Source organism: Plantactinospora sp. DSM 117369 (assembly GCF_053764795.1).
The window spans coordinates 4,934,531-4,948,538 of record NZ_CM132446.1 but is presented as its reverse complement, the minus strand read 5'-3'; the positions used below and the strand labels follow the sequence as shown (position 1 = coordinate 4,948,538).

At 68.7% G+C, this 14,008-nt stretch carries 17 protein-coding genes and 1 pseudogene; 9 read left to right on the top strand and 9 right to left on the bottom strand.

From position 1 onward, the window contains the following. The first annotated feature begins 2 nt into the window (after positions 1-2). On the top strand, positions 3-692 hold the full coding sequence (locus tag ACSMXO_RS21510; RefSeq protein ID WP_346260741.1) for a response regulator transcription factor: 690 nt from the start codon (positions 3-5) through the stop codon (positions 690-692). Further along, positions 689-1,540 (top strand): sensor histidine kinase, encoded by an 852-nt coding sequence (locus ACSMXO_RS21505; protein WP_455419105.1) that lies wholly within the window; start codon positions 689-691, stop codon positions 1,538-1,540. Before ACSMXO_RS21510 ends, ACSMXO_RS21505 begins: the two co-directional genes overlap by 4 nt. Before the next feature lie 73 nt (positions 1,541-1,613). Here ACSMXO_RS21505 and ACSMXO_RS21500 read toward each other — a convergent pair whose 3' ends face one another. Continuing rightward, positions 1,614-2,099, bottom strand: coding sequence for a DUF1062 domain-containing protein (locus ACSMXO_RS21500; RefSeq protein WP_346260739.1), 486 nt, complete (start codon positions 2,097-2,099; stop codon positions 1,614-1,616). Between the two features lie 548 nt (positions 2,100-2,647). On the opposite strand from ACSMXO_RS21500, the gene ACSMXO_RS21495 reads away from it, so the two are divergent. Together ACSMXO_RS21495 and ACSMXO_RS21490 are read left to right on the top strand one after the other, a co-directional pair. Further along, a complete protein-coding gene (locus ACSMXO_RS21495) occupies positions 2,648-3,217 on the top strand; it encodes a DUF4158 domain-containing protein (RefSeq protein WP_346260738.1) in 570 nt (189 codons plus the stop codon). Positions 3,218-3,505: 288 nt separating this feature from the next. Continuing rightward, on the top strand, positions 3,506-3,886 hold the full coding sequence (locus ACSMXO_RS21490; protein ID WP_346260737.1) for a hypothetical protein: 381 nt from the start codon (positions 3,506-3,508) through the stop codon (positions 3,884-3,886). A 6-nt stretch (positions 3,887-3,892) separates the two neighbouring features. On the opposite strand, the gene ACSMXO_RS21485 is transcribed toward ACSMXO_RS21490, so the two are convergent. Continuing rightward, entirely contained in the window at positions 3,893-5,152 is a 1,260-nt protein-coding gene (locus ACSMXO_RS21485; RefSeq protein ID WP_346260736.1) for a chymotrypsin family serine protease, read from the bottom strand. Between the two features lie 255 nt (positions 5,153-5,407). Here ACSMXO_RS21485 and ACSMXO_RS21480 point away from each other — a divergent pair, with 255 nt between their 5' ends. Next, a complete protein-coding gene (locus ACSMXO_RS21480; RefSeq protein ID WP_455419104.1) occupies positions 5,408-5,590 on the top strand; it encodes a hypothetical protein in 183 nt (60 codons plus the stop codon). A 570-nt stretch (positions 5,591-6,160) separates the two neighbouring features. Here the strand turns inward: ACSMXO_RS21480 and ACSMXO_RS21475 are convergent. Beyond that, a complete protein-coding gene (locus tag ACSMXO_RS21475) occupies positions 6,161-6,628 on the bottom strand; it encodes an HNH endonuclease (RefSeq protein ID WP_455419103.1) in 468 nt (155 codons plus the stop codon). Positions 6,629-6,775: 147 nt separating this feature from the next. On the opposite strand from ACSMXO_RS21475, the gene ACSMXO_RS21470 reads away from it, so the two are divergent. Then, positions 6,776-7,804, top strand: a complete 1,029-nt coding sequence (locus ACSMXO_RS21470; protein ID WP_346260733.1) for a tyrosine-type recombinase/integrase — start codon at positions 6,776-6,778, stop codon at positions 7,802-7,804. 130 nt (positions 7,805-7,934) lie between these two features. On the opposite strand, the gene ACSMXO_RS21465 is transcribed toward ACSMXO_RS21470, so the two are convergent. Beyond that, a complete protein-coding gene (locus ACSMXO_RS21465) occupies positions 7,935-8,102 on the bottom strand; it encodes a hypothetical protein (RefSeq protein ID WP_455419280.1) in 168 nt (55 codons plus the stop codon). A 493-nt stretch (positions 8,103-8,595) separates the two neighbouring features. Beyond that, positions 8,596-8,934: pseudogene (locus tag ACSMXO_RS21460) on the bottom strand (transposase); the annotation flags it as partial. Positions 8,935-9,069: 135 nt separating this feature from the next. On the opposite strand from ACSMXO_RS21460, the gene ACSMXO_RS21455 reads away from it, so the two are divergent. Continuing rightward, entirely contained in the window at positions 9,070-9,711 is a 642-nt protein-coding gene (locus ACSMXO_RS21455; RefSeq protein ID WP_455419102.1) for a hypothetical protein, read from the top strand. A gap of 13 nt (positions 9,712-9,724) precedes the next feature. Here the strand turns inward: ACSMXO_RS21455 and ACSMXO_RS21450 are convergent, their stop codons facing one another. Beyond that, the gene (locus ACSMXO_RS21450; RefSeq protein WP_455419279.1) at positions 9,725-10,045 is read right to left on the bottom strand and encodes a transposase; all 321 of its coding nucleotides are present in this window, start codon (positions 10,043-10,045) and stop codon (positions 9,725-9,727) included. 381 nt (positions 10,046-10,426) lie between these two features. Here ACSMXO_RS21450 and ACSMXO_RS21445 point away from each other — a divergent pair, with 381 nt between their 5' ends. Next, positions 10,427-10,840, top strand: coding sequence for a VOC family protein (locus ACSMXO_RS21445; protein WP_455419101.1), 414 nt, complete (start codon positions 10,427-10,429; stop codon positions 10,838-10,840). A gap of 187 nt (positions 10,841-11,027) precedes the next feature. After that, positions 11,028-11,210, top strand: a complete 183-nt coding sequence (locus ACSMXO_RS21440; RefSeq protein WP_346260731.1) for a hypothetical protein — start codon at positions 11,028-11,030, stop codon at positions 11,208-11,210. Positions 11,211-11,223: 13 nt separating this feature from the next. On the opposite strand, the gene ACSMXO_RS21435 is transcribed toward ACSMXO_RS21440, so the two are convergent. The 3 genes from ACSMXO_RS21435 to ACSMXO_RS21425 form a co-directional block, all read right to left on the bottom strand. Next, positions 11,224-11,709, bottom strand: coding sequence for a dCMP deaminase (locus ACSMXO_RS21435; protein ID WP_455419100.1), 486 nt, complete (start codon positions 11,707-11,709; stop codon positions 11,224-11,226). A gap of 392 nt (positions 11,710-12,101) precedes the next feature. Beyond that, on the bottom strand, positions 12,102-12,965 hold the full coding sequence (locus ACSMXO_RS21430) for a hypothetical protein (protein ID WP_455419099.1): 864 nt from the start codon (positions 12,963-12,965) through the stop codon (positions 12,102-12,104). Beyond that, positions 12,962-13,924, bottom strand: coding sequence for an ABC transporter ATP-binding protein (locus tag ACSMXO_RS21425; protein WP_455419278.1), 963 nt, complete (start codon positions 13,922-13,924; stop codon positions 12,962-12,964). Before ACSMXO_RS21425 ends, ACSMXO_RS21430 begins: the two co-directional genes overlap by 4 nt. Positions 13,925-14,008 lie beyond the last annotated feature (84 nt).

The following is a 14,008-nucleotide window of genomic DNA, read 5'->3' as shown; positions in this document are numbered from 1 at the left end:
ACGTGGACCGCATTCTGGTGGTGGACGACGATCCTGGGCTGCGGGAGCTGCTGCTGTCCGCGCTGCGGTTCGCGGGGTTCGAGGTCGAGGCGGCCGGCGACGTGCCGGCCGCGCTGACCGCGATCGAGGCGCGCACGCCCGACGCGATCGTGCTGGACGTGATGCTGCCCGGCACGGACGGCTTCAACCTGCTGCACCTGCTGCGCTCGCAGGGCGTCGGAGTGCCGGTGATGTTCCTGACCGCCCGCGACGAGGTGGACGACCGAGTGCGCGGCCTGCGGCTGGGCGGCGACGATTACCTCAGCAAGCCGTTCAACGTGGTGGAGCTCGCCGCGCGGCTGGAGGCGCTGCTGCGGCGCTCCCGCCGCGTGCCGTCGGCGGGGCCGGAGGGAGTGCTGCGCTGCGGCGACCTGGAGATGGACGAGGCCCGGCATGTGGTGACCCGGGGCGGGCGCCCGGTCGAGCTGTCCCCCACCGAGTTCCGGCTGCTGCGCTACCTGCTGGCGAACACCGGGCGGGTGGTCTCCAAGGCGCAGATCCTGGACCACGTCTGGCAGTACGACTTCGGCGGTGACGCGGGCGTGGTCGAGCGGTTCGTCTCGAACCTGCGTCGCAAGATCGACTTCGGTGGGCCGTCGCTGATCCACACCGTACGGGGGTTCGGGTACAGCCTGCGGCCGGTGCAGCAGTGAAGCGGTCCTCCCGGTGGCGGCTGGCCCTCATCGCGCTGTTCGCCGGCCCGGAGGCCGCCGCGATCACCGCCGCGGTCCAGCAGGCGTTCGACGCCCGCCGGCGAGCCGAGGACCGGCTGCGCAGCTTCGTCGCCGACGCCAGCCATGAGCTGCGTACGCCGCTGGCGACCATGCACGGCTGGATCGACCTGTACGTCCAGGGCGGGCTGCGCGACCCCGACGAACTCGACCACGCCATGGAACGGATGCAGGCCGAGGTGGGCCGGATGCGGCTGCTCGTCGACGAGCTGGCGCTGCTGGCCCACCTCGACGGGGCGCGGCCGCTGGACTGCTGGCCGGTGGACGTGGCGGCGCTGGCCGGCGAGGTGGTGGACGACGCCCGGGTGGTCAGCGCCGACCGGGCCATCACCCTGGAAGGCGTGGCGGAAGCGGTCGTCGACGGGGACGGCCCGCGCATCCAGCAGGTGCTGCGCAACCTCGTCGGCAACGCGGTACAGCACACCCCGCCCGGCACGCCGGTCACGGTCACCGTCACCGCCGAGGACGGCGAGGTGGTGATCGCGGTACGCGACGAGGGCGACGGAATCGCGCCGGAGCATCTGCCGCACGTGTTCGAGCGTTTCTACCGCGCCGACCCCAGCCGCAGCCGCGACGGCGGTGGCTCGTCAGGTCTGGGTCTGGCCATCGTCGAGGCGATCGTGACCGCGCACGGTGGCCAGGCCGGGGTGACCTCGGTGCCCGGGCAGGGCACCACCGTACGGGTCACGTTCCCGGCGACAGCTCGCCCTGCCCGACCGGACCGCCCTGCTGGGCCGGCACGACCGGCCCCGCGCGATCCCGCGCGCTGAGCCTTCCGGTACCGGCATGGGTTTCGGGGTGAAGCCGGGCGGGCGGGATGGCCCGCCGCGGCTACATCCCCGGTTAGTCCCCGGCCATCACGGTGAAGGTGAACCCGGCGCTCGTCGTGCGACGCAGCGGAATGTCGCACTTGATCCGGCGCAGTACCTCGGGCCTGCTGAGGCCGAGCCCTTGCGCGATGAGCCGTTCCGGGCGCACCGGTACCGGATCCTCGAAGACGACCTCCACCTGGACCGGCCACGCCTCGTCGAGCCGCGCCGACGGGGTGTCCAGCCGCCAGGCCCCCGTCCAGTCCAGGGCGAAGCGGCTGCGCCGGGCGAGCAACGGATCCAACAACCTGGACGCCACCAGTTCCGGATCGTTGACGCGGTAGCCGTGGAGCTCGGCCGGATCGAAGGAACTGACCGGCACTCGCTCGTGCACGGTGAGCTTGCTCGTCCGATCGCAGGATACGCAGCGGACCAGCAGCCACACGTCCAGCAGCTTGCGGTTGGCGTTGACGCGGAACCTGCCCTCGCCGGTGGTGGCCGACTCCGACCGGCAGTCCACGCACCGCAACGACAGTAGGGGCAGCCTGGTCCGACGAACGACCCAGGGCAGCACGGTATGAGGTGGTGAAGACATGGTCTCTCCAGACCTGACACGAGGCCGATCGCGCGCGGCCTCAAACGCTGGACGACCGGGCGCACAAGGGCAGCCCGGCAGAGCCGACGGGAGTGTCGGCTACAGGTGAGCGCAAGAAGGTGTCAGGTCTAAAGAGCAGGCGGGGTCACGCGGTTTCGTCCTCTGTCCTCACCGGGGTTGGGGCTGGGGGCAACCTACGGGGACGCGGCAGGAAGGCTCAAACGGTTTTCGATGGCCCCGCAGGGACCTACCCCTCGATCGGCTGCGCGACCGGGTGCTGTCCGAGAACGATCTACGTCTGCGGCGCCCGGGCCGGCGAGAGGTGTGCGGCCTGCACGTCGAGGACCTCGACCTGCGACTGGGGGGCGTTGGTAAGAACTTTGTCACTAGCCGCCAAGAAGATGATCTAGCCGCGAGGGCTGTTGCCGGCGCCGTCGGGCCCCGGATGATCTGCGGCTGTGAATCGCCCTTCGTTGAATCTTGGGGATCTGGTCGAGCACTGGACGGTGGTTGGTGCCGAGCAGGACCTGGTCGCGGCCAAGCATCGGGACACTCGGCTTGGATTCGCGCTGCTGCTGAAGTTCTACGGCCGGTTCGGTCGGTTTCCGCGTGGCCGGGCGGAGTTGCATCCGGACGCGGTGGAGTACGTCGCGAAGCAGGTGGGTGTCGACGCGGGCTCGTTGGGCCAGTACGAGTGGTCCGGGCGCACCATCGAGCGGCACCGTGCGCAGATCCGTGCTCATCTGGGGTTTCGGGAGTGCACAGTCGCGGATGCGGAGAAGTTGACCGATTGGTACGCGCAGCAGGAACGCCGGTACGAGCTGGTTCGGGACGCCTTGCTGGCGGAGTGCCGGGCCTGGTCGATCGAGCCGCCCACGAGTGATCGGGTGGACCGGATCGTGCGGTCGGGGTTGCACCAGGCGGAGAGGTTCCTGACCGAGCGGGTCGCCGGGCAGCTGCCGGCGGATGTGGCGGCGCGGCTGTTGGGTCTGCTGCGGACGGCTCGGCGTCGCGACCGTTCTTGTGGGCCTGACCGTCGCTAGGCGCCTTCCGCCTATGCGGCGGCGATGTTACGGGATGTGATGGCGACTACGCGGTCGGGAACCTGGCCGGCCGGAGCACCATCGAACGTGAGAGGCGGTTCCAGCGTGGTGAGGAGTGTAATGCCTAAAAAGACGGGATTAGTAGTCGCCTTGGCTGTTGTCCTGGTGTTGGCTACTACTGGTGGGTGCGCTACAGGAGACGGTTCCGGCGAGGCCGGGCCAGAGCGGGCCGCAGAGCAGGTGGAGGATTTGCTGCGCACGAGGTACGCACAGTGGTACGGGGGCATAGTGCTGGACGAGCCCGCCGGTACCATGACCGTCTACCGTAAACCGGGCAGCGATCTTGACGAGGTAGTTCGTGATCGGTTCGCCGATGTCGCCATCCATTTCGCGGACGCCCGTCTGTCGGAGCAGGAGATGCTCGCGTTGACCGAGCGTGTCATGGCCGACGTGGAGCACTGGCGTGGCGAAGGTATTTCCGTGTCCGGGGCTGGTCCGCTGCCCGACGGATCGGCGGTGCGTGTGATGACGGCCGATGGGGCTGCGGGCGAGTCGGAGCGGCTGTCCGAGCATTATCGGCAGCCGATCGTGGTGGAGCGGGGCTCGGCCGAGTTCGCGCCGTTCTCGGTGGGCCCGGGCGGAATTCCGTCCGGGCCCACCGGCAAGTGACGGATGTCAGGGGCCGAAGTGCACGCTGAGCCGGGACAGTTGCTGGTTGATGTCGACGTACCACCATTTCCAGGAGCACTGCCGGGAGTTAGGGTCGTTGATGTCTCCGCTGGGTACTCCGGCGCAGGCCACAATTTCCTCACGTACGTTCGACCGCAGGCTGATGATGCCTCGGGCCGTGCCCGCGTTGCCGGACTGCACATAGACGGGGCCGCCGCTGTCGCCGTTGCCGACACCGGCGACGCGGTTTGCGGCCTCTGCCCGAACGAGGCCTCTGATCGTGGGTCCGCCCTCGGGCGTGAGGGTTTGGTTGAGTGCCCGGACGGTCCAGCCGCAGGCGGTGCCGGAGAAGGAACCGCCGGTGCAGACAAGGTTGCCGACTTGGTTGGTGGAGGCAGCGTTGATGTGGCGTCCCGTGTTGGTGTCGCCGGTGGCAAAGGACGGACCCTCGTATACCGCAGTGCCGGCGTCGGTAAGGATCAGCATGCCGTCGTACTCGACGGTCGTGTTCGTGAGGGTGTTGCCGATAACAGTGCCGGCACCCGTTCGCCACTGCCCCTGGCCGCAGTGAGCCGCAGTAAGCAGATAGCGAGCCGCACCGTTGTTGCCCCTTACACCAAAGCCGGAGGTGCAGGCGCCGCCGTTGACGATCAGCGCGCCACCCCAGTAGGGGGTAGTGTCCGCGCCGCGGGTCGTGAACTCGGCAGGTGACTCAAGTGACAAGTCCAGCTTCACGTTGCTGGCCAGTTCGTCGTTCACCTGGTGCAGGTCGGTGGATGCGCGGGCATTGCCGCCGTCCGGTGTGACACCGACTTCGAGGCTGTTGCCGTCCGGGGCCGGGCCGACCAGTACGACGCGGCCCGATGAGAACCGCCGCCCCGCGAGGCGGTCGGCCTCCTTCTGCAGGGTGTGCAGCGAGTAGGCCGCAGCCTGTACCTTGACGTCGATTCCCGCACGGCGAGCCGTCGCAATCGCGGCCTGGACCGCCGGCTGTTGCTCGCCGTGCCAGTAGATGGTCAGGGTGTTGGTTGCGGCGTCAACCCGGGCGCCGGCGAAACCGGACAGGGCTGGGTTGCCAGCTGCGGCCTGGACGGTGTCAGCCGCAGCGTTGAGTTTTTCCTGACGGGCGAAGAGTGCGGCGTACTTCCGTGCTTCCCCCGTTGCCGGTCCGGTCAGCGTGACCTTGCCGGGATCCTCTGGCCCGACCGGCTTCGCGGAAGCTGGCGCCGATACGGCTGCCACCAGCGCGACGATGAGGCCGCCCACCAGAAGACTTCTGGTCTTCCCCACAGATCGTACTCCCGTCTCGATAACGACATGTATGTGGAAGCTTACTCAACGTCATCCATGCATGGCAATCTCTCGATTGATGTTGACCGCAAGCCCTGGTCGAGCTGGCGCGCGCCGGTTCAACGAAGCGATCACCCGCCACACATCTCAGAACCAGGTTCCTTGCCTCCGCGTCGATGTGACGCCGCTCACTCATCAGCCAGAAGCGGCGGCCGGCGCGATGGACATGGCGTGACCAACATCCGCGATGCCAGTCGCACGACTACCAGCGAAGACGCCGTACCGATGGCCCCGAAGCCACCGAAGATCATCTTCTTGGCGGCTGGTGCCACGGTTCTTACCAACGCCCCACTGGACGACGGGCACGTGCGCGTCCCCGGCAAGGGCGGCGCGGTGCGCACCGTGTCGAACTGATCAACGCCGGGGTGTCCATCGAAGCCGTCCGCCGCCGACTCGGGCACGTTCCCACCGAGACCACCCAGCAGTACGCCCTCTCGACGACAAGGTCGCCGGCGACAGCCACCGGGGATGATTGTTGGATTGCCATTACCAGTAATCCATTAATCCCCATAGCTGACACCGGAGAGGCGGCCGGAACGACCAAGACGTGATACATCATAATGACAGTTCTTTACCGTAAGCACTTAGGATGGTGTAAGCCGATCCTGCCTGCGGCCCGCGCCCGATCGACAAGGGGACGCCAGCGGTTCGATCTTGGGAGCGGCGCCAGCCGTACGACGTTGGCGGCAGTGTTCGTCGTTCTCCCATCCGCCGCCCCCGTGCAGAGGTACTTCCGGATAGCTGCCTGGACCGACTCGTCAAACGCGACCCGGCGGCCGGGTCGCCACCGGCACGGGCGCCACCGGCGCCTGGCCTACCGTCCGGAGTGTTGATCGGCCGGAAGGTTTCCCTTCCCACCAAGGTTCCGGTGTCCCCACAGTGGCGCCCGGCGACGCCGAAACCCCGGATCCCGCGCGGCCGGCGTCAGTCCGTTGCGCGGCCGTAGCTGGCGCGGCCCTCGGCAACCTGGCGGGCTTGCCGTTCGCGCCACCGCTTCTGCCCGTCTCCGTTGCAGCGGCGGCAGACCTTGCGATAGCGGCCGGTACGGGTATCGACCTCACGGTCGTGTCCATTGCGGCACCGAGGTTGCTGCTGGCGGCTACGACAGTTCTCGGCATGACTGACCTGACGCAGGTGGGTCGGTTCGATACAGTCCGGCACACCGCAAACGTGGTCGACTTCCAACTCAGGGCTGTAGTCACCGACGAAGACGACGTACGCGGCGATGTGGGCCCATGCCCGACCCGCGACCTTCTGGTACACGCCTCGCTGGCTACCGTAGCCTCGTACGATGAGGCAGCCGTCTTCCATGCGCGCCGAGCGGTCCAACAAGTACGTCCGGAGCGTTTCCCCGGTGAAATGGCGGGACAAGCCTCTGATCTGGGAGAGCACGCCGGGAGGATAGCGGGTACCTCCGATGTTCCCGGTGGTCGGCGGCAATACCCCCGCTGTCCTGGCCCGACCGGCGGTCCCCGACGATGGCGTCCTGCCGGGCGCGCCTCGGCACGAATCCACATCTGAGCTGAGAGCCTTTCTCGCATGCTCTCTCCCGACGTCGTGCCCCGCAGGTCGAGCAGCCCCGCGCTGACAGCCGCTGGGCCCGCCGACTTCACCGAAGCCTGGCTGGGCAACCGGCGGCTGTCGGAGCACACTCGCGACGCCTATCGGCGGGACGTCGCCGGCTGGCTGAGCTGGTGCAAGAGCCATGGCCTCGATCCGCTGCGGGCCACGTTCCTCGACGTCAACGCGTACGCCCGTCAGTTGGAGGCGACGTTGGGGCTCCGCAGTGGCCGCCCGCTCACCCCGGCCACCGTCGCCCGCCGCCTCTCCGCCTTGTCCAGCTGGTACGAGTTTCTGGTCAAGCTGCACGCCGTCGAAACCAATCCGGTGGCCGCCGCCGACCGCCCGCGGGTCGACCGGGACCACTCCGCCACCGTCGGGTTGACCCCCGACGAGGTCGATGCGCTGCTGGCCGCGGCCGAGGCCGACACTGGACCGACCGCCATCCGGAACCGGGCCACCATCACCCTGCTGGCCGATCTGGGGCTACGGGTCGGCGAGTTGATCTCGCTGGACCTGACCGATCTCGGCACCGAGCGCGGACATCGCAGCATCCGCTTTGTCGGCAAGGGCGGCAAGGTCCGTCGCCGCGCCCTTACCCCCGGCACCGCCTATGCGGTGGACGCCTATCTGGCCGCCCGGGCCGCCGCCCAGGGGCTGAGCGTGCCGGAGTTGACCGGTCCACTGCTGGTCACCGCGACCGGTGCGCGGCTGGACCGGAACGCGGTGTTCCGGCTGGTCCGCCGACTCGCCCAGGCAGCGGGCATCCACGCCTGGGCAAGGCTGTCGCCGCACTCGCTGCGGCACGCGTTCGCCACCACTGCCCGCGCCGAAGGGGTGTCCTTGGAGGATGTGCAGGACGCGATGGGACACGCGGACCCACGCACGACCCGCCGCTACGACCGAGACCGGCACAACCTCGACCGCGATCCTGCGTACGTCATCTGGGCGGCCCGTGCCCGCCGGGGCGGCCGACGGACCGGGATCGGCGGGGCGAACGCCTCTTGAGACGCCCATAAAGAGCGGCACCGCTGTGGCGTGCGGCACACCAACCTGGCCTCGCCGTAGTTTCCAGGCGAAAACCACTCCAGCCCCTTGGTTATGGCTCCGAGCATGCCCAGGAAGCGGTACTCCCCGATCACCTCGCTCGCGCGAACGCGCCCGGAACCGGACGCGACCGGCAGACCTGATGCTGACCTCGTGGTCGGTGCTGGTACCGGCGCCACCCCCGAAGCACCCGGGCCAGCATCGACTCGGTTACCCGGGTGACCCCGATGACCGTGTGGTAGAGGTCGTCGGTCTTGATCTGGAACAGCTCGTCCCTGGGGATAGGTCTCCAGGATCTGCAACAGGTCCTGCCGTCGCGTCGCTCGCTTCGCAGCCGGCGGCGCCGGGCCCCGCCGTACCGCCGAGGGCGCTGACGGACGCGCCCGGCTTGGACCAGCCCTGACCAGGCTGGTCCAAGCCCGGAAACCTCCTATGGCCCCTCGTCGCGACGCCAGAGCCAGTCACCAGCCCGAACAGCGATGGCCAGCAGCATCAGTACCACCTTCCACCGACGCGGGCGCCGATCGCGCCTAGCCTGCGGACACCCGCAGCACCCCACGTCGCCACCATCGTCACGCCGCATTCCCATCTCCTCCCGTGCTGACCTTGGCAGGCCTGCCCTGCCAAGGAGCTCCATCGGCAGGACGCTGGTCACGGCGTATGTATGCAGCCTAGGCCCAGGCGATCCTCATGCGTCGCCGTCGATTTGTCCGGGAGTGTCAAGAATTTGGTGTAACTGAGTTGTTTTCGTGTTATTTACGGCCTGCGGATAGGCGTCCGTTGAAGGTGATCTCGAAGGCGTTCAAAGCCGCTTTCCAGCGGTTGGTCCACCGGCGTTGGCCTTTGCCGGTCGGGTCCAGGACGGTGGCAGCCAGGTAGAGGCACTTGAGTGCGGCGGTTTCGTTCGGGAAGTGGCCACGGGCGCGGACCGCGCGGCGCAGGCGGGCGTTCAGCGACTCGATGGCGTTGGTGGTACAGATGACGGTGCGGATCTCGGTGTCGAAGGACAGGAACGGCACGAACTCGGGCCAGGCGTTGGTCCACAGCCGGACGATCGCCGGGTATCTGGTCTCCCAGACGGCGCTTAACTCGGCGAAGCGGTCTAGGCCCTGTCCTGTCGATCATGTGAATGAACAGCTCTAGCTACGCGCTCGTGGCATACGCGCCGGGCATCGCGCTGCCCGTGCCGCTGCAAGAGCCATTAGCTCGCGTGTCACGATTCCTTGGTGACGTCAGGGCCGGAACAAGTCGTCCAGGTCTCGGTGCTGGTGGCCGATCGATTGGCCGAGCAGTTGGCGCCTGGTGGATGGCGACGGCATCGTTTCGTGCCTGACGATGAGGTTGCCTTCGTGCGCGAGCCCGTCCACGGGGTCGTCTTCCACTTCGGCGTCAACCTCGCCGGGCGCGACGGCGTCTCGCTCAGCCCCAGCGTCGGCGTTGAACACGCCGCCGCCGCCGAGTTGCAGAGGCAACTCTTCGATCGCATGGACACCGTGTGCCAGGTGGGTGCGAGCATGATCAATCTGGTCCACGACGCGGAGCCGTCCAAGGCCACGCCGTTTCGCTGGTGGGTCGCGTCGCCGGAACAGGTGGACGAAGCTGTTGGCCAGGTGGTCGCCGACCTGACGGCTTATGGGGAGCCGTTCTTGGTTGGCAACCAGACGTTGCCAAAGGTGATCGAAACCCTGCTCGGACGGCCGAAGTCGCAGGTCGAGTACGGAACTCTGGCCGTCTGCCTGGCGGTGTCAGGCGACCTGCCCGAGGCCCGCGCCATGCTGGCGAAGTTCGGTGCGATTCGCCAGGTGTTCGCGGGAGACACGGCCGAGACATTCATCCACAACTTCACGGAACGGTTCGGCAACTACTAGGGATCCAACTCGGTCATGCGAGCCAGATGGTCGCGGCGATCAGGACAAGGCTGGCCCGGTAGAGGGATGCGCGTTTGGCGTAGCGGGTGGCCAGGTCACGCCACTGCTTGAGCCGGTTGAAGCAGCGTTCCACGACGTTGCGCCTGCGGTAGGTCACCTTATCGAAGGCTGGTGGCCGCCCGCTCTCACCGATTACCGACCGGGTGATGGACGGCATGGCCGAGCTTCCCGACCACCAACGCCGCGGTGGCGTGCCCGCCCTGTACCGATGCGTTGTTTCTGGTCTGGAAACTACGGGCGGGCCAACATGAACGCGCTTTGGCCATGATGGAATGGCTCATTGAACGGGGATGACGCCTGCGGTCGGCGGACCGCCTTAGGCGTTACTCGGCGAGATGACTGGTTGCCGATCCGTGACGTCGGACGACCCGCATTTCGGCAAGGAGCTATCTTTCGCCCGGGCAGGAGCGCCTGCTGTCGGTGGTGCGGAAGGAGTGGTTGGCGATCCATTGCACCGCAAGGGAGGTTGACAGGTTCACTGGGCCCAGGAGCGGTATACAACCGCCCGCTCGACCGCCCTCGGGCGGCGGGGACGCATCCTTCCCGGCGATGCAGGTGATCAAACCGATCAGGATTCAAGAAGCGTGGTCCCCGGAGCCGCTCGTAGCGTGATTCTCGTGTGCATCACCAACAAGCACAAGCAAGGAGACGAGGCATGAAAGCGCACGTGAGTTCGATCCTCCTCGGCGTTCGGGACATGGAGGCGTCCAAGCGGTTCTACACGGAGGGTCTTGGCTGGAAGATCGAGCAGGACTACGGCGTCTCGGTGTTCTTCGCACCGGACGGCGGGTCTCCCGTCGGCTTCTACGGCCGTGAAGGTCTGGCCGAGCAGGTGGGTACGACCCCGGAGGGCAGCGGCTTCAGCGGGCTGGTCCTCACCTATGTCGTCCGCAGCGAGATACGGGTCAGCGAGGTCATGGCGGAGGCCGAGAAGGCCGGTGCCACGATCCTCAAGTCCGCTGGCCCTCTGCCGTGGGGTGGCTACGGCGGCTCTTTCGCGGACCCGGACGGCTACATCTGGAGCCTCGGCTACAGTGCGCACGGAGAGGACCAGCCCTACGCGGAGTAGCCGCCGACGGAGGCTTCGGTCGGGTGTGGCCGACCGGGTCATACTCCCCGGCGCAGCCCGCTGCCTCGCGGAAGCCGGGGCGGTTGACACGGCACGGGGACCTGGAGCCCTTGGCCGGAAGCTGTCCGGCTGGGCTGCGGTGGTCTTCGGCGCCCTTGACCTGCTGCCCTTTCTGTATCCATCGGCCATGCTGCGTGACACGGTCGCGGCGGGCGCGCTCGGCGAACGCGTCGGGATCCTGCCGGCCATCGCCACCCAGGCCGCCGCCTACGGCCTGGCCGGCGCGGTCGCGCTGCTCGCCCTTCCCAAACCCGCACCGGTACGGACTGAGCTCGCGCCGCCGTCCCGACCTGACCGCGCCATCGCCTGACCGCGCTGCCAGATCACCAGCCGTTCGGACGACGGTCAGCCGGCCCGAGCACGTGGGCGTTGATCGTGATCACGAGATGGCCCAACTCGCTGATCTCGACGACGTCGACCCCGCCGTCGCGCAAGGTCGCCACACCGTCGCAGTCAGCGAAGAGGGGCGGCTCCCGCAGGGCCAGCACCACTCGCGCGATGCCGGCGTCGAGCAGCAGGTCGGTGCAGGGATCCGGCCGTGACCTGCGGATGGTGCACGGCTCCATCGAGGTGTAGAGCGTCGCCCGGCCCAGGTCCAGGCCGGGCCGGGCGGCGAGCTTCGTCAGTGCGGCTTCCTCCGCGTGGTGGTGCGGGTCGGTCTCGCCGGTGTAGCCGGTGGCCAGCGTGACGCCGTACCGGTCGACGATGATCGCTCCGACGGCGTAGTGGGTCGGCGAGGGTGGCGACAGCCGGGACAGTTCGATGGCCGACCTCAACCATCGCCGGTCCTGTTCGGTGCCGCCGTTCATGCCCTGCCGTAACGATCCGGCTCGACCGTCGCCGACCCCGGGGCGACCGGGGCACCCGCGCCGCCGACAGTCACCACCTCGCCGACGCCGTGTCGGGCACTGTGCCACCGCCTGCGACGCACGCCCCCGCCTCCCGCGGCTCTCGGTGTCCGGCCACTCCGCACTCCGTACGCTACGGCCGTGGTTAGGGGGCCGCTCCTTGAGTTTCACGGCACGGTGCTGGACGACGCCATCATGGACGAGAACGTCGAACGGGTGGGCACCGGGGCGACCCGTGGCGGTCAGCGGAGCAGGACCAGCTGGCCGGGCTGGCCCTGCGCGCCAGCATCGACTGACCGCCGGCAACCGTCCCCGACCGAGACCGTCGCCGGTATGCGGTCCGGGACGGCCGCTCAGACGTCGCGGCGGCGTACCACGATCAGGGCGACGACGATCGCGGCCACCGGCCAGGCGGCGTAGACGATCCACGACCCGGCGACATCGGGCTGGGAGAAACCGTCACCCGGCGGCGGTACCCACATCGCGGTCAACCGTTGCCATGCGGTGAGCACCATCGCGTGGTTGATCTCGGCGGTCCACCGCATCTGGATCGAGAAGAACTGCGGCAGCATCAGCAGCGTGAAGATGCCGGTGACCATCGTGGTGGCGCCGTGCCGGATCAGGACCCCCAGGCCCAGCCCGATCAGCGCGCAGACCGTGGGGAGCAGCGCGGCGGCGGCCAGGGCGCGCAGCGCGACCGGTTCGGTGATCGCTATCGCCGCGTCCCGCCCACTCAGGATGGCCTGGGAGACCGTGAACGCGCCGCTCGCGGCGAGGGTGCCGGCCACCGTCCAGAGCACGGCTACCACGACCGCCTTGGCCAGCACCACCGAGCCACGGGCCGGCACCGCGACGGTGGTGGTGCGGATCAGACCGCTGCCGTACTCGCCGACCATCACGATCGCGCCCGCGCTGACCGCGACGAGTGCCAGTGTCCAGTAGCCCATCAGCGGAAACGCGTCGGAGAGCGCGAACATCGGCTCTCGCTGCGCCTCCGGGCTCATGCTCGGGAAGTCGCGGTAGTCGTCGAGCGCCTCCATGGTGGCGGTACCGACGACAAAGAGCGTGCTGAGCAGCAGCGTCCAGGGTGTCGAACGCAGCGACCAGACCTTGATCCACTCGGCGCCGAGCAGGTCGCGGAACCGGGCAGGTGGCTCGGCGAGCGCTTCGGCCCGGCGTGCCGGGTTCGGTGCCGAGGTGGCGGTGTCGGTGCTCATCGGGGCTGCCCCGCCAGGTATTCGATGCGGTCGGCGGTGAGTTCCAGGTAGGCGTCCTCCAGTGAGGCGGTCCGGGTGGCCAGTTCGTGCAGGACGATCCGGTGGTCGAAGGCGAGGGTGCCGATCTGTTCGGCCAGTAGCCCGATCACGGTCAGCGTGCGTACCTCGGATTCGACCCTCTCCTGCGCCTCCACCCGCGCTCCGGCGGCGGTCAGCAGCGCGGTGAGTTCGGCGGCCCGCGGGGTACGCACCAGCACGCTGCGCCGGCTGCTGCGGGCGGCGAAGCCGGCCAGCGACTCGGCGGCGACCAGCCGGCCCCGGCCGATCACGACGAGTTGGTCGGCGGTGTTCTCCATCTCGGTCATCAGGTGGCTGGAGAGGAAGACCGTCCGGCCCTCCGCGGCCAGCCGGCGGAACAGGTGCCGGACCCAGCGCACCCCCTCGGGGTCCATCCCGTTGATCGGCTCGTCGAAGAGCAGTACCGGCGGGTCACCGAGCAGCGCGGTCGCGATGCCGAGTCGCTGCTTCATGCCGAGGGAGAACCCGCCGACGCGCTGCCGGGCCACCTCGGCAAGCCCCACCTCCCGGAGGACCTCGTCCACCCGGCCCGGCGGGATGCCGTTGCTGCGGGCCAGGGCGGACAGGTGTGCCCTGGCGCTGCGTCCGCCGTGCACGTGGTTCGCGTCGAGCAGGGCACCGACGTGCCGCAGCCCGCGCCGGTGGGTCCGGAACGGTACGCCGCCGACCGTGGCGGTGCCCCGGGTCGGTGCGTCCAGGCCGAGGATCATCCGCAGCGTGGTGGTCTTGCCCGCACCGTTCGGTCCGAGGAAGCCGGTGACGTGCCCGGGCCGTACCGTGAAGGAGAGGGCGTCGACGGCGGTCTTGCGACCGTATCGCTTGGTCAGGTCGTTGACTTCGATCACGACCGCAACGCTGCCGAATCGGGCGGCCCGGGACATCGGGCCGGCGGCGGCAACCGTCCGGGCGGCGCCAGCCTGCGGGATTACGTCCGTGGACGGATGCCGCACCGGCCGGCCGGTGGC